We start from the raw sequence: 20,088 nt of genomic DNA on the forward strand, positions 1-20,088 counted from the left end.
CGTCACCGTCCGGGCCGGGTCGACCGTACGGTCGGCCCGGCCCTCGTCCAACGGTTGTCGAATTGCCTCCGGCGGGGCCTACCGCCGGTCGACGCGCCGGGTTACCGTTTCGCCCCAGCAGCCAGAGCTCGCGGACGGCCTGAGCCCCCGCGGACGAGAGCGGAAGGTTGGCCGGTGAGCGTGCAGGAGTCGACGTTCCACGGCTTTGCCAACCCTGTCGATCCGACCCCCGCCGAGCTGCGCGCGTGGGCCTTCCAGCCCGACTCCGTGCCGCTGACCTCCATGCCGCCGGACTGGGACCTGCTGGTATCCGGTGACCGGCTGGTGGCGGTGCTCTTCGACCTGGCGATGGACCCGGCCTGCCCGGCCCGCCGCTTCGCCCTGCACTGCCTCTACATCTACGCCGCCGACGGCATCCGGACGAACTTCCGCGCCCACCCGAAGCGGCGCTTCCGGAAGCTGATCGAGCAGGCCGAGCGGAACGGCGACGACCTGATGCGCACCTGGGCGCACAACAGCCGGGCGCTGCTGGCCCAGCCGGAGCTCTTCGTCTACCGGGACTGGTGCGAGGGCGGCCTGGTCCGGGCGAACCGCCGCATCGCCTGAGCGCCCCACGCACCCGCGCCCGGCGGGACGGCCCGCACTCCACAACGGCGAACGGGCCGGGACCCCCGCTCTGGGACCTCCGGCGTCCCGGCCCCGCCCCGTGGACGACGTGCGGGCCGGGACCCCCGCTCTGGGACCTCCGGCGTCCCGGCCCCACCCTGTGGACGACGTGCGGGCCGGGACCCCCGCTCTGGGACCTCCGGCGTCCCGGCCCCACCCTGTGGACGACGTGCGGGCCGGGACCCCCGCTCTGGGACCTCCGGCGTCCCGGCCCCACCCTGTGGACGACGTGCGGGCCGGGACCCCCCGTGGGTCCCGGCCCGCACGTCGGCGGATCGTCAGTGTTCCGATCCGCCCTGCTTCCGGCGTCTCGCCTCGTCGCGTCCCTGGTCGACGCCGTGGTCAACCTGGTCGGCGAACCTGCCGTTCTTGATCTCGTCGGTGAAGCGGGTCTCGGTGAACCGGTCGAATCTCTCCCGGACGTTCTTCGCCACCTCGTCAAGCCGTTCCTCGGTCTGCTGGGCAACCTTCCTCGCCGCTTCCGTCATGGCTCCCCCTGCCATCGGAGTCCGGATTGAGATGGTTGGACCTGATTTTGAGGCTAGCGGATCCGGCGCCGTCCCCGCCGGCAAACCGGCAACCGTGGGCGCTTGCGGAGACGACGCACGTCCCGGGCGGGGCGGGGGCGGAAAGGCGACCGCGCCCGGCCGCGGGAGGGCGGCCGGGCGCGGTGAGGTGTCGTCAGCGGTCGGGGCCCCGCCGGGGACGCCAGACCACCAGCGCGGTGGAGGTGCGGTTGGTCGGGACGAGGTCGCTGCCCGGGAAGCGGGCCAAGGCCTCCAACTCGGCAATCCGGCGGTACGCGGCGTCCAGCTCCGCCTCCAGCCGGGCCACCCGCTGCTGGGCCTGCTCCAGCAGCCGCTCCAGCCCGATGATGCGCTTGACCCCCGCCAGGTTGATGCCGTCGTCCTGGCTGAGCCGCTGCACCTCGCGCAGCAGCACCACGTCCCGCACGCTGTAGCGGCGGCCACCGCCGGCCGCCCGACCCGGCTGGACCAGGCCCAGCCGGTCGTACTGGCGCAGGGTCTGCGGGTGCATCCCCGCCATCCGCGCCGCCACCGAGATCATCAGCACCTTGGCCTCGTAGGCAGGGTCACCCGAACCGACGAACTCGTCCGACATCCCGCTCACCTCCGCGTGCACTCCACCGAGCCGACTGAACACCGGGTCAACTGAATCGACGCACCCGCGCGTCGAGATGTTCCCGAGCGGCCGGCGGGGTCTGCGCGGCGAAGCTCTCCAACGCCGTACGCGCCTCGTCGGACACCCGCGCGGGCACCACCACGTCGAGGGTCACCAGCAGGTCACCCGCCTGCCCGTCACGGCGGACCACCCCCTTGCCGCGGGCCCGCAGGATCCGGCCGCTCGGCGTGCCCGGCGGCACCCGCAGGGTCACCGCGCCGTCGAGGGTGGGCACCCGCAGGTCCGTGCCGAGCACGGCCTCCGCGAACGTGATCGGCACGGTCAGCGTGAGGTCGTCGCCCGTACGCCCGAACAGCTCGTCCGGTCGCACCTTGACGTGTACGAAGAGGTCGCCGGCCGGGCCGCCCCGCGCGCCGGGCTCGCCCCGCCCCGCCAGCCGGATCTTCTGGCCGTCGGCCACCCCGGCCGGGAAGCGGACGTTCAGCGTGCGGGTCTTGGTGACCCCGCCGGTACCCTGGCACTCCGGGCACTTCTCCTCCACGATCGTGCCCACGCCCTGGCAGTTGCGGCACGGCTCGGAGAAGCTGAACGACCCCTGGTTGCGGGTGGTGACCCCGGCTCCGTGGCACACCGGGCAGGTGCGCGGCTGGGTGCCGGGCTTGGCCCCGTTGCCGTGGCAGGTGTCGCAGACCCCCGGCGCGCGCAGCGTCAACGGGACGGTCACCCCGCGTACGGCGTCGTCGAAGTCGAGGGCCACCTCGGCCTCGACGTCCCGGCCCCGCGCCGGGCCACGCGTCGCCGGCCCGCCGCCGGGACCAGCGGCGCCGCCGGAGAAGATCGAACTGAACAGGTCCTGGAAGCCGGCCCCGCCGAAGCGGCGGTCGCCACCCCCACCGGCCGCGCCCCCGAACAGGTCGGAGACGTCGAACGGCATGCCGCCGGGCTGGCCGGCGCCACGGGCGTTGCGCCGGAACGCGCCCGAGCCGAACAGCGAGCGCAGCTCGTCGTACTCGCGGCGCTTGGCGTCGTCGCCGAGCACCGCGTACGCCTCGGAGGCGGCCTTGAACCGCTCCTCGGCCTTCGGGTCACCGGGGTTGTGGTCCGGGTGCGAATCCCGCGCCAGCTTCCGGTACGCCTTCTTGATGTCGTCGCCGGAGGCGGCCTTGTCCACGCCCAGCACGGCGTAGAAGTCCTTCTCGATCCAGTCCTTGGAACTCACCGGTCCACCCCCTCCCTACCTGGGGACCGACCGTCCCGCCCACCCGTTCGGGGTGGGCGGGACGATCCGGTTGTCGTTGCGCACTACTCCGGGTCGGCGACCGCGACCATGGCGGGTCGCAGCAGCCGCTCCCCGACCTGGTAGCCCCGACGCATCACCTGCACGCAGGTCGGCTCGGTGACGTCGGCCGAGGTCTGGTGGGCCACCGCCTCGTGCCGGGTCGGGTCGAACGGGTCGCCCTGCTCGCCGAACGCCGTCAGCCCGAACTTGCCGAGCGCCGCCGTGAGCTGCTCGGCCATCGTGCCGAACGGCCCGACCAGGTCGCCGTGCTCGCGGGCCCGGTCCAGGTCGTCGAGGATCGGCAGCAGCGCGGCGAGCATCGCCCCGGTCGCCTGCTCGGTGACCAGGCCCTTGTCCCGGTCCACCCGCTTGCGGTAGTTGGCGTACTCCGCCGTCACCCGCTGCAGGTCCCGGGTCCGCTCGTCGAGGTCCTTGCGCAGCGCCTCCAGTTCGGCGCCGAGCGCGGTCCCGGCGCCGTCGGCCGGCTGTGCCGGGGCGTCCACCACCGGCGGGCCGGCCACCTCGGCCGCCTCGACCTCGATCTCGTCGACCACGACCTCGGCCTCCTCGACCAGCCCCTCGGCCGGGGCGTCCGACCCGGCGTCGGCGGCGGCCGGCTCGTTGGTCTCGCTGATCTTGCGGTTGTTGCGGATGACGACCCGCGGCCCGTCGCCGGCCTGCTCGGCGGGCGCGGAGCCACCCGGCGTCGACCCGGTCGCACCCGGGTCGGCGGCTCGTGGCTTCTCCGTCATGGGGTTACCTCATCCCTCTGCCGTGGTGCCGTGTCCGGGACGGGCCGTCACTTCTTGTCCTCGTCCACGATCTCCGCGTCGACCACGTCGTCCGCGCCACCGGCCTGCGCGCCACCGGTCGCCCCGGCGCCCGCCGCGCCCGCCGCACCTGGACCGGCCTCGCCCGGCTGCTCGCCCTGCTGGCTGTAGAGCAGCGAACCGGCCTGCTGGGAGACCTGCGCCAGCCGCTCGTGCGCCGACTTGATCTTTTCGATGTCCTGACCACCGAGGGCGCCGCGCAGCTCGCCGAGCGCCTCGTTGATCTGGTCACGGGACTCCGACGGCAGCTTGTCGCCGCTCTCGGCCAGGAACTTCTCGGTCTGCCACTGGAGCGCCTCGGCCAGGTTGCGGGTCTCGGCCTCGTCGCGGCGACGCTTGTCGTCCTCGGCGTGCTCCTCGGCGTCGCGGCGCATGCGCTCGATGTCGTCCTTCGGCAGCGAGGAGCCGCCGGTGATCGTCATCTTCTGCTCCTTGCCGGTGCCGAGGTCCTTGGCGTGGACGTTGACGATGCCGTTGGCGTCGATGTCGAAGGTGACCTCGATCTGCGGCACGCCGCGCGGCGCCGGCGGGAGGCCGGTCAGCTCGAAGGTGCCGAGCTTCTTGTTGTAGGCCGCGATCTCCCGCTCGCCCTGGAACACCTGGATCAGCACCGACGGCTGGTTGTCGTCCGCCGTGGTGAAGACCTCGGAGCGCTTGGTCGGGATGGTGGTGTTGCGCTCGATCAGCTTGGTGAAGATGCCGCCCTTGGTCTCGATGCCCAGGCTCAGCGGGGTCACGTCGAGCAGCAGGACGTCCTTGACCTCGCCCTTGAGCACACCGGCCTGCAGGGCGGCGCCGACGGCGACGACCTCGTCAGGGTTGACGCCCTTGTTGGGCTCCTTGCCGGTGAGCTGCTTGACCAGGTCGGTCACGGCCGGCATGCGGGTCGAGCCGCCGACCAGGATGACGTGCTCGACGTCGGAGACCTTGATGCCGGCGTCCTTCACGGCCTGCTCGAACGGGCCCTTGCAGCGGTCCAGCAGGTCCTGCGTCATCCGCTGGAACTCGGCCCGGCTGAGCGTCACGTCCAGGTGCAGCGGGCCCGCCGCGCCGGCCGTGATGTACGGCAGGTTGATGTTGGTGGTGGTGGCGGCGGACAGCTCGATCTTGGCCTTCTCGGCCGCCTCGCGGAGCCGCTGCAGGGCCATCTTGTCCTGGGCCAGGTCGATGCCGTGCTCGCCCCGGAAGGTCTTCACCAGGTGGTCGATGATGCGCTGGTCCCAGTCGTCACCACCGAGGTCGTTGTCACCGCTGGTCGACTTGACCTCGATGACGCCCTCGGCCAGCTCGAGCAGCGACACGTCGAAGGTGCCGCCGCCGAGGTCGAAGACCAGGACGGTCTGCTCCTTGGAGCCCTTGTCCAGCCCGTACGCCAGGGCCGCCGCGGTCGGCTCGTTCACGATCCGCAGCACGTTGAAGCCGGCGATCTCGCCGGCCTCCTTGGTGGCCTGGCGCTGGCTGTCGTTGAAGTAGGCCGGGACGGTGATCACCGCGTCGGTGATCTGCTCGCCCAGGTACGCCTCGGCGTCCCGCTTGAGCTTCATCAGCGTGCGGGCCGAGATCTCCTGCGGGGTGTACTTCTTGCCGTCGATGTCGACGGACCAGTTGGTGCCGACCTCCCGCTTGACCGAGCGGATCGTCCGGTCCGGGTTGGTCACCGCCTGGCGCTTGGCGACCTCACCGACGAGCACCTCGCCGTTGCGGGCGAACGCGACGATCGACGGGGTCGTCCGCGAGCCCTCAGCGTTGGCGATGACGGTGGGCTCACCGCCCTCCAGGACGCTGACGCAGGAGTTCGTCGTGCCGAGGTCGATACCGACCGCACGTGCCATCTTCGCTTCCTCGCTTCGTGACGTTGTGAGCCGCTCGTGGGCACCGCCCTGAGCTGCGTGGCGGGCGTCGCCCGCAGCGACCCCACCACAAGTTGAGTGAACTTGACTCAATAGTGCCACGCCCCCGGAAATCGTCAAGTCGAGGTTGAGCCGACCCGACGCAAGTCACGGATACTACCGGCCGGTTGTCTTCCCTTGCGTCGGTCGGGCACGCTTTAGCGGTGACGACGCACGGCGACTCCGCCACCCAGGCCGACGCGCCCACCGTCGCAGCCCGCACCGGCTCCACGGACGCCGGGGAGGACCGGCCCGCCACCACCGGGGACGACAGCCTGCCCGCCGCGCTGGCCGGCCTGCGCGCCGCGATCGGGGCGGCCCGGTTCCCGCTGGCGCTGCCCTCCGCCGAGCCCGCCCGACGGGCCGCCGGGAGCCTCACCGACCAGCTCGACGACTACCTGCTGCCCCGGCTGCGCCGGCTCGACGCGCCGCTGCTCGTGGTGGTCGGCGGGTCCACCGGCGCGGGCAAGTCCACCCTGGTCAACAGCCTGGTGCAGGCGCGGGTGAGCGCGGCCGGGGTGCTCCGGCCCACCACCCGCTCCCCGGTGCTGGTGTGCAGCCCGGCCGACTCCGGCTGGTTCCGCCAGGGCGAGCTGCTGCCCGGCCTCACCCGCAGCAACGAGCCCAGCGAGGACCCGCACACCCTGCAACTGGTCACCGCCCCCGCCCTGCCGCCCGGGTTGGCCTTCCTCGACGCCCCCGACATCGACTCGGTGGTCGACGCCAACCGGGCCCTGGCCGGCCAGCTTCTGGCCGCCGCCGACCTCTGGCTCTTCGTCACCACCGCCGCCCGCTACGCCGACGCGGTCCCCTGGGAGCTGCTGCGCGGCGCCCGGGCCCGGGGCGCGGTGATCGCCATGGTGCTGGACCGGGTGCCCCCGGAGGCGGCCGACGAGATCGCCGCCCACCTGTCGGAGATGCTCGCCGCGCAGGATCTCGGCGCGGCCCCGCTGTTCGTGCTGCCGGAGACCTCGGTCGACGGGCAGGGCCTGCTGCCCGACCGGGTGACCGCGCCGCTCTCCGCCTGGTTCGCCCGGCTGGCCGCCGACGCCGACGCCCGGGCGGCCGTGGTCCGGCAGACCCTCGACGGCGCACTCGCCGCGCTGCGCCCGGCGGTCGAGGGGCTCGCCGACGCCGCCGACGAGCAGGTGACCGCCGCGGACGCGCTCGACGAGCGGGTGCGGGCGGCGTACCGGGGGGCGCACCGGACCGTCGAGCAGGGGCTGAAGGACGGTCGGCTGCTCCGTGGCGAGGTGCTCGCCCGCTGGCAGGAGTTCGTCGGCACCGGGGAGTTCTTCCGCACGCTGGAGGCCCGGATCGGGCGGCTCCGCGACCGGATGGTGGCCGCCGTCACCGGCCGTCCCGCGCCCGCCTCGGAGCTGCGCGAGGCGATCGAATCCCAGCTGGTGACCCTGCTGCGCGGCGTCGCCGCCGAGGCGGCGGAGAACGCGTACACCGGGTGGAAGGCCCATCCCGCCGGGGCGGCGCTGCTCGAACCGGGGCTCGCCCACCCCGCCGGCGACCTGCCCGAGCGGGCCGAGCGCCTGGTCCGGGAGTGGCAGCGCGGCGTGCTGGAGCTGGTACGGGTCGAAGGCGGCGACCGGCGCTTCGTGGCGCGCACGGCCGCGTACGCCGTCAACGCCACCGGGCTCGCCGTGATGATCGCCGTGTTCGCCTCGACCGCGTTCATCCCGACCGGGCTGGAGGTCGCCACCGGGGCCGGCACCACGGTCGCCGCGCAGACCGTGCTCCAGGCGGTCTTCGGCGACCAGGCCGTGCGTACGCTCGCCGCCAAGGCCCGGGCCGACCTGCTGGACCGGGTGCGGGCCCTGCTGGACGACGAGGCCGCCCGCTACCTGGCCAGGACGGCGGAGGCCCGGCCCGCCCCGGACACCGCGGAGGCCCTGCGCGGGGCCGGCAACGGGGTGGAGATGGCCCGGCACCGCAGCGGCCTCGCCGACGCGGACGCCGCGCGCCTCCCCGGCACCGAGGGCGGGGGATCATGACGAACATCGTCGGGCGGATGCGCGAGGCGTTCCGTGGTGACCGACGGGTGGACGCCGACGCGCTGATCGCCCGCCTCGACGCCGTACGCCGGTTCCTCGCGGTCGTCGACGGTCACCTGCCGGATTCGCGACTCGTGCCGGCGCACACCCTGGTCGAGCGGGCCGGCGCCCGGCTGGCGCTCTCCCGCGACCACACCGTGGTGGCCCTCGCCGGCGCGACCGGCAGCGGCAAGTCCAGCCTGTTCAACGCGCTCGCCCGGATGGAGCTCTCCCCGGTCGGGGTGCGCCGCCCCACCACCGGCGTCACCCACGCCTGCGTCTGGGGGCCGCTCGACGGCGGCAACCGGCTGCTCGACTGGGTCGGCGTGCTGCCCCGGCACCGGTTCGTCCGGGAGAGTGTGCTCGACGGCGACGACGAGTCAGCCCTGCACGGGCTGATCCTGCTCGACCTGCCCGACTTCGACTCGGTGCAGCGGTCCCACCGGCTGGAGGTGGACCGGCTGCTCGGCCTGGTCGACCTCGTGGTCTGGGTGGTCGATCCGCAGAAGTACGCCGACCGCGTCATCCACACCAGCTACCTGCGCGAGTTCCACCGGCACAGGGACGTCACGCTGGTCGTGCTCAACCAGGCCGACCGGCTGCCCCCGGCCGAGCTGCCCCGGGTGCTGGCCGACCTGCGCCGCCTGCTCGACGCGGACGGCCTGGCCGGCGTGCCGCTACAGGCCACCACCGCCGTGGACCCGGCGGGCATGGTCGGGCTCCGGGAGGCGCTGGAACGGACGGTGGCCGGGCGGCAGGCCGCGCTGCGCCGGCTCCAGGGTGACGTGGACACGGTGGTGGCCGGGCTCGACGAGCTGGTCGGGGGCGGGTCGCCGGCCGCCGGGCCGGACGACGCCGCCGTCGCCGCGCTGCACCGGGCGCTGGCCGGCGCCGCCGGGGTGCCGACGGTCGCCGAGGCGGTCGAGCAGGCGTACCGGCACCGGGGCGCCGCCGCCACCGGCTGGCCGCTGGTCCGGGGCTGGCGGCGGCTGCGGCCCGACCCGCTGCGCCGGCTGCACCTGCCCGGCCCGGCCGGCGAGCGCGACGACCCGGCGGAGAGCCTGGTCGCCGCGACCTCGGTGCCCGACCCCACCGCCGCGCAACGCTCCGCGCTCGGGCTGGCGATCCGGTCCGTGGCCGACCGGGCCGGGGCGGAACTGCCCGCCTCCTGGCCCGCCGCGGTGACCGCCGCCGCCCGGTCCCGCCTCGGCGACCTGCCGGACGCGCTGGACCGCGCGGTCGCCGGCACCGACCTCGGCATGGACCGGCGGCCGCTCTGGTGGCGGATCGTCGGCGGCCTCCAGTGGCTGGTGACCCTGGCCGCGCTGGCCGGGCTCGCCTGGCTGGCGCTCGGCTACGGGCTGCGCGCGCTGGGCCTGCCGGAGTTGGCCGACCCGGCCGTCGGCGAGGTGCCGCTGCCCACCCTGCTGCTCCTCGGCGGCCTGCTCGCCGGGCTGCTGGTGGCGGCCCTGACCAGGCCGGCCGTCCGGTGGGCGGCCCGCCGCGCCCGCCGCCGCGCCGAGCACCGGCTCACCGAGCGGGTGACGACGGTCGGCGAGGAGCAGGTGCTGGCCCCGGTGCGGGCGGTGCTCGCCTCCTACGCCGAGGCCCGGGCCGCCCTGCGGGACGCCGCCGGCCGCTGACCGGGCACTCGTCGGCGGCAGCCGCAGGTCGGCGGTGGTGGGTGCCCGCGACGCGGGCGATGCTCGGGCCGCTCGTGCCGTCCGGAGCCGGGCGGCAGCGTAGGGTCGGTGGATGGGAACGCCTCAGACCCCGTACGACGCGGTGCTGCACGCCGCCCGCGACGTGGCCAAGCTGGAGAACGCCCTCGACGCGGAGATGCTCGGCGCGGCCCTGCTCGGCAGCGTCTACGCGGTCGCGGAGACCGACCGTGACAGCGCGGTGCGGGAATTCGTGGCCGGCTTCCTGGCCGCCACCTCCCGTCGCCGCTCGGCCGCCGCGACCACCGTCCGCTCGGTCTTCGCCGCGCTGGTGCCCGACGCCGAGGGTGCCGCCCGGGTCCGCCCCGGCGCCGCCACCCCCGCCTGGGCCGCCCACCTCGGCCGGGTCCACCTCACCGGCTGCTGGTCCTACGGCGACGTGTACGGCGACCAGACCTCCTACCTGGCGACCTTCGCGTACGACGACCCGGCCGGCGGGCCGGCGCACGCGGTGGTGACGCTGCTCGACCACAACATCGGCATCACCAAGGACGTCTTCGTCGGCGGGCCGCCCGACCGGATCCTCGACCAGGTGCGGCAGATGTGCGCCGGGGACGAGCTGACCTGGTTCCGCGACGAGGAGCCGGCCCGGATGCACGCCGAGGTGGGCCGGCACCTGACGATCACCGACGGCCTGAGTGAGCTGCCCGGGGAGGGCTCGCTGGCCACCGACCGGGCCCTGCTCGGTGCCCGGCTGGCGCGGTTGCCCCACCCCACCCGCACCGTGCCCGCGCCCGCCGTCGAGCCGCTCTCCGCCGCCGAGCGTACGGAGCTGGTCCGCCGGTTCCTCGCCTCGCCGGAGGCGGCCCGGTTCGGCCTGGACGCCGTCGACGGGGCGGAGTTGGCCTCGCTGCACTTCTGCCTCAGCCTGCTGCTGGACCACGCGGCCAGCTTCCCCGACGCCGACCCGATGCGGTGGAGCCCGACCGTGTCCGGGCTGTTCCTGCTGGACTGGGTGCACCGGCGGGCGGTGCTGGACATGGACGACGCCGCCCTGCTGCCCCGGGTGCTGCGCGGCTGGGCCGCGTACGCCGCCCGCAAGCGCGGGCTGCCGGAGCGGGCGGCGGCGCAGACCGACACGGCGATCGAGGAGATGGTGCCGGAGTTCGCCCGCCTCTACAGCACGGGGGAGCGGCGCAGCCCCGCCACCGCCGCCGTGGCGCAGTTGATGGCCGACGGCGTCGACCCGGACGACCCGGCCGCCCTGGACGCCTGGATCGAGGCCAACCGCCACCGCCTGGCCGACGAGGGCGCCTGACCCACCCGGGGCGGTGGGCGGAGGACGGGCGCGGGGCGGTTTCAGCGGAGGGTGGCGAAGACGACGCCCGCGATCAGGGCGCCGAGCAGGGCTCCCGCGACCACCTGGGGCACGGTGTGGTCGCCCAGGCGGACCCGGGACCAGCCGACGAGCGCGAGCAGCGGCGCGGTCGCCAGCAGCGCGGCGCCGAACGTCAGCACCAGCACCACCACCGTGCCGGCGGCCACCGCCGAGTGGATCGACATCTTCCACCAGTGACTGACGGCCACGGCGACCACCAGGCCGAGCAGCCCGGCGGCGGCCAGGGCCAGCACCGGGCGGGGCGCGCCGAGGGCCGCGAGCAGGGCCAGGCCGGCGGCCACCGAGCAGAGGCCGAACAGCAGCGGGACGCGGCGCTGCTCGCGGACGCCCACGTGGTGGTCGGTGAACCGGCCCCGGCGCACCCCGCCGACGATGTACGCGAACGGGATGCCGCTGACGAAGAGCGTGGCGAGCAGCCCCCAGGCCAGCCCGTGCGCGCCCCGGGTGCTGTGCCAGCCGACCGCCACGGTCAGCAGGGAGACCAGCACCGCGGGTGCGGTCAGCTCGGTGACGAGCCGGGCGAGCCGCAGCGTGGGACCGGGACGCGGCACGGCGTCCGGGCGGGTCGAGGGCCCTGCGCCCGTGCCGTCCGCTCCGCTCAGCGCTCCGCCTCTGCTCCGCCCCGGGCCGCGCCCGGAGCCACCCCTGTCCACCCACCGGCGGCCCGACCCGCGCTGCGCCGTTGGGCGGCTCGTCTGCCGTCGGCCGTCACCGTACCCGTGGCCGCCCGGCGCCGGCCCGCACTCCGGCGGGCTCGACCGTAAGGCGGGAAGCCTCGGCGGGCCGTGGGCCGGTCGGCGACGAGGTCGGCGTGGGGTCGACGCTCGGCGTGGGGTTGGCGGGCGGCGGCGAGCCCGTGCTCGTGGGCTCCGCCGACGGTCCCGGGGTCGGCGAGCCGGTCGCCGTGATCACCGGGGACGGACTCGGCGAGAGGGTCGGCTCGGGCGAGGGCGACGGGGACGGGGAAGGGGACGGGGAAGGGCTGGGTGAGGGCAGCGGAACCGGCCGGCCGCCCGGCGGGCGCGACGGGACCACCGCGGGCGGGGGCGCGGGCCGCACCACCGACCCCGGGCCCGGCGCCGCCACGACCGGCGTACGCGGGGCCGGCGCGGCGGGCCGCCAGGTGCTCGGGGTCGCCACGGCGGGGGACGGGGTCGACGGGGCGACCGCCGGCTGGTTCGTCGCCGGCACCGGGATCACCACCGGGCCCACGGAGGGCGTGGGCAGGAACGGGGTGCCGCTGTCGGGCAGGGCGGTGCTGCCGACCGTGGCGGAGCCGGTGCTGATCGCCGCGAGGATCGGCATCGACGCGGTGCCGGCGAGCAGCGCCACGGTGAACAGGTAGCCCCGGGGCGGCCCGCCGGACCCGGGCGCCCGGTGCGCGCCCACCAGTCGGCGGTAGCCACCAGCCGCACGGTGCCGACCGAGGAACGGGGCACCGGGGCCTTCTCCTGGATCGGACACCGCGCACTCCTCCTCGTTGGTCTCCCGCCGGCCGGGCAGCGGTCGCCCGACTCCGCCCGCGACCACGGCCGCATCGTCGACTCCGGCACCACGACGACCTGCCGGACGACCGTCGGCTTCGCGACCGTTCGCCGGCCCGACGATCAGCGGGACACCGCGACAGCGTCCGACCCGAACCGCCCGGCGGCACCCGGATCGCCGCGAGGAAGCGGCAAATCGCTCGACCTGGCCATCCCCCCGGCAATCAGCCTGCCCAGTGACGCTCCGTCAGCCAACCCCCTACCGCGTGTCGACACGCGTATCTGCCCGAACGGTGACGAACCATCGCCGGATCGGCCGCGCGTCGATGTAGCGGGCACCCGGCGCTTCGTGTAACGAAGCGGGCCGTCCTCCCGGTGCGGGGCGGGCGTACTGTGGGCGCGCTCACGTGTGATGCGAATATGGACCACGACGGCAACGCAGCCTCGACCTCCGCGCACCCCCGCGGCAGGCGCGGCTGGGCGCCGGCGCTCCCGAACCGGGTTCGGCCAAGAATCCGGCTTCACGCCGCGCGGCAACCCCCACCGGGGCTAGGCGCGGCCGCCAGGAACCGGTCCGGCACCAGCCGGACAGGCGCACGAGTTGCGCGGCCGGGTGACCCCCCGGTGCCGACGCAGACAGACAGGGAGAGACGGATGGCAAAGGGCGACCCCGGGGTCTCCAGCCGCGGCCGGCGGGCCGCACCCCGCTCCAGGAAGGGCGCGACCGGCGACCCGCAGCTGGTGCAGTTGCTCACCCCGGAGGGTGAGCGGATCGAGAGCGCGACCGGCCCGGACGGGACGGAGTACCGCGTCGACTTCACCGACGAGGAGTACCGCGGGCTCTACCGCGACCTCGTGCTGGTCCGCAAGCTCGACGCCGAGGCCACCGCGCTGCAGCGCCAGGGCGAGCTGGGCCTGTGGGCCAGCCTGCTGGGCCAGGAGGCCGCGCAGGTCGGCTCGGGGCGTGCGCTGCGCACCCAGGACATGGCCTTCCCGACCTACCGGGAGCACGGCGTCCTCTACTGCCGGGGCATCGACCCGATCATGCCGCTCGGCCTGTTCCGGGGCGTCGACCAGGGCGGCTGGGACCCGAACGAGTTCAAGTTCAACATGTACACGATCGTGATCGGGGCACAGACCCTGCACGCGACCGGGTACGCCATGGGCGTCAGCATGGACGGCAAGACCGGGACCGAGGACGGCGAGGCGGTGATCGCCTACTTCGGCGACGGCGCCACCAGCCAGGGCGACGTCAACGAGGCGTTCGTCTGGGCCAGCGTCTTCAACGCCCCGCTGGTGTTCTTCTGCCAGAACAACCAGTACGCCATCTCGGAGCCGCTGGAGCGGCAGACCCGTGTCCCGCTCTACCAGCGGGCGGGCGGCTTCGGCTTCCCCGGGGTGCGGGTGGACGGCAACGACGTGCTCGCGTCGTACGCGGTGACCCGGCACGCGCTGGACAACGCCCGGCTCGGCCAGGGCCCCAGCCTGATCGAGGCCTACACCTACCGGATGGGCGCGCACACCACCTCCGACGACCCGACCCGCTACCGGATCGCCAGCGAGGTCGAGGCCTGGCAGGCCAAGGACCCGATCGCCCGGATGAAGGCGTTCCTGACCAGGCAGCAGATCGCCGACGCGGACTTCTTCGCCGACGTCGACGAGCAGGCCCGCACCGAGTCGGTGCACCTGCGCGAGCGGGTGCTCGCCATGCCCAACCCGGAGCCGGTGACGATGTTCGACCACGTCTACCCGACCGGGTCCCCCGAGCTCGACGAGCAGCGGGCGCAGTTCAGCAGGTACATGGAGTCGTTCGAGGGGAGCGCGCACTGATGGCCACGGAGACGCTCACCCTCGGCAAGGCCCTCAACATCGGCCTGCGCAAGGCCCTGGAGAACGACCCGAAGGTCGTCATCATGGGCGAGGACGTCGGCAAGCTCGGCGGCGTCTTCCGGATCACCGACGGCCTCCAGAAGGACTTCGGCGACCAGCGGGTGATCGACACCCCGCTCGCCGAGTCCGGCATCATCGGCACCGCCGTCGGCCTCGCCATCCGCGGCTACCGCCCGATCTGCGAGATCCAGTTCGACGGCTTCGTCTACCCCGCGTACGACCAGATCGTGTCGCAGGTGGCGAAGATGCACTACCGCTCGCAGGGCAAGGTCAAGATCCCGATGGTCATCCGGATCCCCTTCGGCGGCGGCATCGGCGCGGTCGAGCACCACTCGGAGTCGCCGGAGGCGTACTTCGCCCACACCGCCGGCCTCAAGGTGGTGAGCTGCGCCAGCCCGCAGGACGCGTACACGATGATCCAGCAGGCCATCGCCTCGGACGACCCGATCGTGTTCATGGAGCCGAAGCGGCGCTACTGGGAGAAGGGTTCGGTCGAGCTGGACGCCCCGCTGTCCGAGGCGTACCCGCTGCACTCCGCCCGGGTCGCCCGGGCCGGCGCCGACGCCACCCTGCTGGCGTACGGGCCGATGGTGCGGACCTGCCTGGACGCGGCGACGGCCGCGGCCGAGGACGGCCGCGAGCTGGAGGTCATCGACCTGCGCACGCTCTCCCCGCTGGACCTGACCGCCGCGTACGAGTCGGTGAAGCGCACGGGCCGCTGCGTGGTCGTGCACGAGGCCCCGGGCAACCTGGGCCTGGGCTCGGAGATCGCGGCCCGGGTCACCGAGGAGTGCTTCTACTCCCTGGAGTCGCCGGTGTTGCGGGTGACGGGCTTCGACACTCCCTACCCGGCCTCCCGGGTGGAGGAGGAGTACCTTCCCGACCTCGACCGGGTGCTCGACGCCGTCGACCGCACCTTCGGCTGGTGAGCGGCATGTCGCGGATCAAGGAGTTCAACCTTCCCGACCTGGGCGAGGGCCTGACCGAGGGCGAGATCCTCGCCTGGCTGGTCAAGGTCGGCGACGTCATCGAGCTGAACCAGCCGATCGTCGAGGTGGAGACGGCCAAGGCGGCCGTCGAGATCCCGGCGAAGTGGGCCGGCCAGGTGCAGGCGATCTTCCACCCGGAGGGGACCACGGTCGAGGTCGGCACGCCGATCATCGCGATCGACACCGACCCGGGCGCCGGGCCGATCGAGGCGTCGACGACCGGTACGCCGGCCGCCGGCCTGCCCGCCCCGTCGGCGGCGTCGCTGGCCGCGGTCGAGGTGGCGCCGGCCGAGGGCGCGGTCGAGCCGGGCCTGATCGGCGGTCCGGCCCCGGGTGGGCGTACCGCCGTGCTGGTGGGCTACGGCCCGCGGACCACGGCCGCCAAGCGGCGCCCGCGCAAGGGCGGCGCCGCGGTGCCGGCGCAGGCGGCGGCTCCGGCGGCTCCGGCGGCTCCGGCGGCTCCGCCAGCCTCGGCGGCCCCGGTCGCGCCGGTGCCGAGCGCGCCGTCGAACGGCCACGGCCGGGCCGGCGGCCCGGTGCTGGCCAAGCCTCCGGTCCGCAAGCTCGCCAAGGACCTCGGCGTCGACCTGTCCACGCTGACCGGCTCGGGCCCGCTGGGCTCGATCACCCGGGAGGACGTGCAGCGGGCGGCGAGTGGGACCCCGGCGGCGGCCGAGCCGCTGACGGTGGCCGCCCCGGCCACGGCGGCGGCGAGCTTCGGCGCGGACCGCGAGCAGCGCATCCCGGTCAAGGGGGTACGCAAGCTCACCGCCGAGAACATGTCCCGCTCGGCGTTCACCGCCCCGCACGTGACGGAGTTCCTGACCGTCGACGTGACCCGGGCGATGAAGGCCCTGGACCGGCTCCGCGGCCGGCGGGAGTGGCGCGACGTGCGTGTCTCGCCGCTGCTGCTGGTCGCCAAGGCGGTGCTGCTGGCGGTCCGGCGCCACCCGATGGTCAACTCGACCTGGGCCGGCGACGAGATCGTGGTCAAGGACTACGTCAACCTGGGCATCGCGGCGGCCACCGAGCGGGGCCTGATCGTGCCGAACATCAAGGACGCCGGCCGGCTCTCGCTGCGCGAGTTGGCGGACGCGATGACCGACCTGGTGCAGACGGCCAAGGCGGGGAAGACCTCGCCGGCCGACATGTCCGGCGGCACGCTGACGATCACCAACGTGGGTGTCTTCGGCGTGGACACGGGCACGCCGATCCTGCCCCCGGGCGAGTCGGCGATCCTGGCCTTCGGCGCCGTACGCGAGATGCCCTGGGTGCACAAGGGCAAGGTCCGCCCGCGCCAGGTCACCACGCTGGGCCTGTCGTTCGACCACCGGATCATCGACGGCGAGCTGGGCTCGAAGTTCCTGCGCGACATCGGGGACTTCCTGGCCGACCCGGAGGCGGCGCTGCTCGCCTGGACCTGACGGGTCTCGACACCAGCCACGGCCGGTGTGCCTCGGGTGAACGCCCGGCACACCGGCCGTGTCCGTTGGGATACAGAAACATCGGCTCCCGGGCCGGTTTGACCTTCGATTATTCGGCTCGTGTCCCAGCTCACCTAATAATCGATGGAAGTTGGGGCCGTTCTGCGGTTCAATAGAGACATCAAGGGGCTGACAACCGAATAGCCAGGAGGAGAGACCACCATGAGCATGATCGAGCGAATCCGTAACCGCCGCGACGCCAACCGCCGCGCCCGTGCCATCGAGCACGCGCTGCGCTCCGCCAACTCGCCCGCGGTCCGCGAAGAGATCCTCGCCATCGCCCAGCGTCACATGAGCTGACGCCCAGATCGTTCCTCACCTCCTCCAGATCGATGGCCCGCCCGGTCCGCCCGGGCGGGCCATCGGCGTTTCACACCCATTGACACCGGGATTCCACCCCGCCGCAGCGCCCGGTACGGTGGGCTTCGGTCGTCGCCCGCCGACCGGGAGCAGGTCGAGTCGATAGAAGCCGCTCGACACCACCCGGCCACAGGGAGTGACGGCCGGTGCTCCCCGGAAGCCCTCGGGCAGTCACCGGATACGGTGCGGGGAGCCGGCACGGTCGGTACACCGGCGACGCCGGCCACCCTGCCGAGCAGACCGATCGGCAGCGGCGGCCGACAGGTGATGGAGGAGGCGCACGCATGACGTCCGAGGGCACACACCACCCCGGCCAGCAGCCGGACGAGGTGTCGCCGGGCGCCGGCGGACCGGCGCCGTACGGCGACCGCCCGGCGCAGCAGGGCAACGGCTACGGCGGCGCCCCCGACCTGGGCTGGGCGCCCCCGCCACCGTCCGGGCAGCCGAACCCTCCCGCCTGGGCCAACCAGAACGAGCAGCAGGCGGCCCCCGCCTGGGGCACCGGCCAGGCTCCGCAGCAGGCCGACCCCGCCCCGCCCGCCTCCTGGGGACCCCCCGGCGGGTCCCCACAGCCGGCGTGGGCCGGCGCGCCGGGAGAGCAGCCCGGTCCCGCATGGGCCGCCGCCGCCCCGCCGCACGCCGCCCCCGACCAGCCCGCCTGGGCCCAGGCCGAGCAGCCCGCCCCGGCGTGGGCGCAGCCCGAGCCCGCCGCGCGCGGCGCCGCCCAGGTCCCGCAGGCCGCCCCGGCCCCGCAGCCCTGGCCCGCCCAGGACGACCCCGCCCGCTCCGGCGGCTGGAACACCGAGCCCCCGCAGGACCCCACCCGCTCCGGCGGCTGGACCGCTGCCGGGCAGCAGGACGACCCGAACCACTCCGGCGGCTGGACGGCCGGACAGCAGAACGACCCGGCCCGCTCCAGCGACGCCGCCCCGGACGACCGGCCCCGACAGGACGGCTGGGCCGCCCAGCAGGACGACCCGAACCGTTCCGGTGGCTGGGTCGGCGGCGCCCAGCAGGACGAGCAGCCCGAGCAGGCGTCCCCGGCGTGGGCGCAGCCCGAGCCCGCCGCGCGCGGCGCCGCCCAGGTCCCGCAGGCCGCCCCGGCCCCGCAGCCCTGGCCCGCCCAGGACGACCCCGCCCGCTCCGGCGGCTGGAACACCGAGCCCCCGCAGGACCCCACCCGCTCCGGCGGCTGGACCGCTGCCGGGCAGCAGGACGACCCGAACCATGCACCGACCTCCACCCCGCCCGGCCGGGCGGCCGTTCCCGCGTCCGGCGACGGCGGGCCGCCGCCGTGGGGCCCCGCGGCCGAGAGCCTGCCGCAGCGGGTCGGCGGGCCGGCCGTACCGGACGTCGAGCCGTGGTCGGCGGACGAGGCGTGGGGCCGCGCCGGGGCGGGCGAGCCCGCCGCGAACCGGGCCGGCAACGGCTGGGAGGCGGACCGCGCCGAGGAGCCGCCCATCTACCAGCCCGCCCCGGGCCCCGGCATCTCGCCGGCCAACGCGATGCCGCTGCCGCCCCAGGAGCAGCGGGTGCCCGGCGCCAGCCTGGCCGCCGCCCCGCCGGCCGACTACGTACCGCCGGCCCAGTTCGCGCCCGAGCAGTCCGCCCGGGAGGGCGGTGTGCCGGCGTACGGGCAGGAGCAGCCGGGCTGGGCGCAGGCCGGCTCCCTGCACGAGGAGCCGCAGTCCACCGCCGGGCCGGTGGTGCCCGCTCCGCGTACCTCGCCGGAGGGTGCCGAGGCGGCCGGCAGCGTCTCGGCGAGCGCCGCGGTGCCGCTGGCCAGCCGGGTGATGCCGCCGGCCGACCAGGCCCTGCAGCCGGGTGGCACCCCCGCGCCGCAGCCCCGGGTGTACGGCCGGCCGGCCCGCCCGGAGCCAGCGGACGAACCCGCCCAGGACGAGCCCCACGGGCACTGGCCGGACCACGCGCCACCGCCGCGGTTCGACCAGGGGCCCGAGACGCGGTTCGACCAGGACACGCGGTTCGCCCAGGGCCCGGACGCCCGGTTCGACCAAGGGCCCGAGACGCGGTTCGACCAGGACACGCGGTTCGCCCAGGGCCCGGACGCCCGGTTCGACCAGGACACGCGGTTCGACCGGGCTCCCGAGCCGCACTTCGACCAGGGGCCGGAGCCCCGCTTCGACGACCGGGACCGGGGAGCGGCCGCCTTCGGCGCCGCCGCTCCGGTCGCGCCCGCGTCGCCGGCCGCGCCCCCGGCCTTCCCGCCGGGCGTGCCGTCCTTCGTCGACGCGCCGGCCAACGGCCGGCCCGTCAACGGGGTCCGGCCGCACGATGGCGCGGACCGCCCCGCCGAGCGCTTCGGCGCCCCGGCCGCCGGCGGCGCGGCACCCGGCTACGGGTCTGCCCCGATGGCCGACCCCGCACCGGGCGGCGCCTTCCCGCCGGCGTTCCCGCCGCCCGGGCAGCAGCCCGGCCCGTCCTCCTGGGACCAGGGCGCTCCGGAACAGGACCAGGGCCGGTTCGACTCGTTCAAGCCCATCGCGGAGCCGAAGACCGAGGCGCCCACGCCCAAGGTGCGCAACGGGCGGGTGCTCGCCGCGGTACTCGTCGCCGCGGTGCTGATCCTGGCGGTGCCGCTGGGCCTGCTCATGCTGCTCGGCAAGGTCGGCGGCACGGAGGAGGCCCCGGCCTTCGATCCGGCGGTCGGCAGCTGCGTCAAGCAGTCGGGCGAGGGCGCGGCGGCGGCGAACTGCGGTGAGGCGGGTGCCTTCACCGTGGTCTCCAAGGTGGACGCGAAGGACAAGTGCGCCGACCCGGCCCAGCCGCACGTGGTGCTCCCCGGCGACGGGGCGAACCGGGTGCTCTGCCTGAAGCCGGCCGGCAAGTAGCCACAGCACGGGGGCGGGGCCCACGGGAGACCGTGGGCCCCGCCCCCGTTTCGCCAGTGGGATGTGATCGAGCCCGCGCGGGGTGCCGCCCGGCCCGACCCGCCGCGTCCGGCAGAC

16 protein-coding genes are annotated in these 20,088 nt (G+C 75.1%); 10 read left to right on the top strand and 6 right to left on the bottom strand.

The features are described from left to right. Positions 1 to 174 precede the first annotated feature (174 nt). Positions 175 to 606: a hypothetical protein gene (locus ACGF5C_RS12790; RefSeq protein WP_393300556.1), complete on the top strand. Its 432-nt coding sequence runs from the start codon at positions 175 to 177 to the stop codon at positions 604 to 606. A 338-nt stretch (positions 607 to 944) separates the two neighbouring features. On the opposite strand, the gene ACGF5C_RS12795 is transcribed toward ACGF5C_RS12790, so the two are convergent. From ACGF5C_RS12795 to dnaK, 5 genes are all read right to left on the bottom strand, one after another. After that, a complete protein-coding gene (locus ACGF5C_RS12795; protein WP_393300558.1) occupies positions 945 to 1,154 on the bottom strand; it encodes a hypothetical protein in 210 nt (69 codons plus the stop codon). A gap of 193 nt (positions 1,155 to 1,347) precedes the next feature. Next, a complete protein-coding gene (locus ACGF5C_RS12800) occupies positions 1,348 to 1,788 on the bottom strand; it encodes a heat shock protein transcriptional repressor HspR (protein ID WP_357693427.1) in 441 nt (146 codons plus the stop codon). Between the two features lie 46 nt (positions 1,789 to 1,834). Further along, positions 1,835 to 3,028, bottom strand: coding sequence for a molecular chaperone DnaJ (gene dnaJ / locus ACGF5C_RS12805; RefSeq protein ID WP_393300562.1), 1,194 nt, complete (start codon positions 3,026 to 3,028; stop codon positions 1,835 to 1,837). Positions 3,029 to 3,111: 83 nt separating this feature from the next. Next, the gene (gene grpE, locus ACGF5C_RS12810; protein ID WP_393300565.1) at positions 3,112 to 3,840 is read right to left on the bottom strand and encodes a nucleotide exchange factor GrpE; all 729 of its coding nucleotides are present in this window, start codon (positions 3,838 to 3,840) and stop codon (positions 3,112 to 3,114) included. Between the two features lie 47 nt (positions 3,841 to 3,887). Further along, entirely contained in the window at positions 3,888 to 5,750 is a 1,863-nt protein-coding gene (gene dnaK, locus ACGF5C_RS12815) for a molecular chaperone DnaK (RefSeq protein WP_350702240.1), read from the bottom strand. 221 nt (positions 5,751 to 5,971) lie between these two features. Between dnaK and ACGF5C_RS12820 the strand changes: the two genes are divergently transcribed. From ACGF5C_RS12820 to ACGF5C_RS12830, 3 genes are all read left to right on the top strand, one after another. Then, positions 5,972 to 7,813 (top strand): ABC transporter, encoded by a 1,842-nt coding sequence (locus ACGF5C_RS12820; protein ID WP_393300569.1) that lies wholly within the window; start codon positions 5,972 to 5,974, stop codon positions 7,811 to 7,813. After that, positions 7,810 to 9,495, top strand: a complete 1,686-nt coding sequence (locus tag ACGF5C_RS12825; protein ID WP_393300572.1) for a GTPase — start codon at positions 7,810 to 7,812, stop codon at positions 9,493 to 9,495. The genes ACGF5C_RS12820 and ACGF5C_RS12825 overlap by 4 nt, the downstream gene beginning before the upstream one ends. Before the next feature lie 112 nt (positions 9,496 to 9,607). Further along, entirely contained in the window at positions 9,608 to 10,831 is a 1,224-nt protein-coding gene (locus ACGF5C_RS12830) for a hypothetical protein (protein ID WP_393300575.1), read from the top strand. A 41-nt stretch (positions 10,832 to 10,872) separates the two neighbouring features. Here ACGF5C_RS12830 and ACGF5C_RS12835 read toward each other — a convergent pair whose 3' ends face one another. Next, a complete protein-coding gene (locus ACGF5C_RS12835; protein WP_393300578.1) occupies positions 10,873 to 11,463 on the bottom strand; it encodes a phosphatase PAP2 family protein in 591 nt (196 codons plus the stop codon). A gap of 260 nt (positions 11,464 to 11,723) precedes the next feature. Here ACGF5C_RS12835 and ACGF5C_RS12840 point away from each other — a divergent pair, with 260 nt between their 5' ends. The 6 genes from ACGF5C_RS12840 to ACGF5C_RS12865 all read left to right on the top strand — a co-directional run bounded on the left by ACGF5C_RS12840 (position 11,724) and on the right by ACGF5C_RS12865 (position 19,971). Continuing rightward, positions 11,724 to 12,257, top strand: a complete 534-nt coding sequence (locus ACGF5C_RS12840) for a hypothetical protein (RefSeq protein ID WP_393300581.1) — start codon at positions 11,724 to 11,726, stop codon at positions 12,255 to 12,257. 793 nt (positions 12,258 to 13,050) lie between these two features. Continuing rightward, positions 13,051 to 14,226, top strand: coding sequence for a pyruvate dehydrogenase (acetyl-transferring) E1 component subunit alpha (gene pdhA / locus ACGF5C_RS12845; RefSeq protein WP_393259716.1), 1,176 nt, complete (start codon positions 13,051 to 13,053; stop codon positions 14,224 to 14,226). Next, a complete protein-coding gene (locus ACGF5C_RS12850; protein ID WP_393300584.1) occupies positions 14,226 to 15,215 on the top strand; it encodes an alpha-ketoacid dehydrogenase subunit beta in 990 nt (329 codons plus the stop codon). Before pdhA ends, ACGF5C_RS12850 begins: the two co-directional genes overlap by 1 nt. 5 nt (positions 15,216 to 15,220) lie before the next feature. Then, positions 15,221 to 16,699: a dihydrolipoamide acetyltransferase family protein gene (locus ACGF5C_RS12855; protein ID WP_393301071.1), complete on the top strand. Its 1,479-nt coding sequence runs from the start codon at positions 15,221 to 15,223 to the stop codon at positions 16,697 to 16,699. A 222-nt stretch (positions 16,700 to 16,921) separates the two neighbouring features. Further along, positions 16,922 to 17,059, top strand: a complete 138-nt coding sequence (locus ACGF5C_RS12860; protein WP_165947779.1) for a hypothetical protein — start codon at positions 16,922 to 16,924, stop codon at positions 17,057 to 17,059. Positions 17,060 to 17,403: 344 nt separating this feature from the next. Continuing rightward, positions 17,404 to 19,971: a hypothetical protein gene (locus ACGF5C_RS12865; protein WP_393300587.1), complete on the top strand. Its 2,568-nt coding sequence runs from the start codon at positions 17,404 to 17,406 to the stop codon at positions 19,969 to 19,971. Positions 19,972 to 20,088: the final 117 nt, after the last annotated feature.

This window comes from Micromonospora sp. NPDC047620 (assembly GCF_043205005.1).
Taxonomy (GTDB): Bacteria; Actinomycetota; Actinomycetes; order Mycobacteriales; family Micromonosporaceae; genus Micromonospora.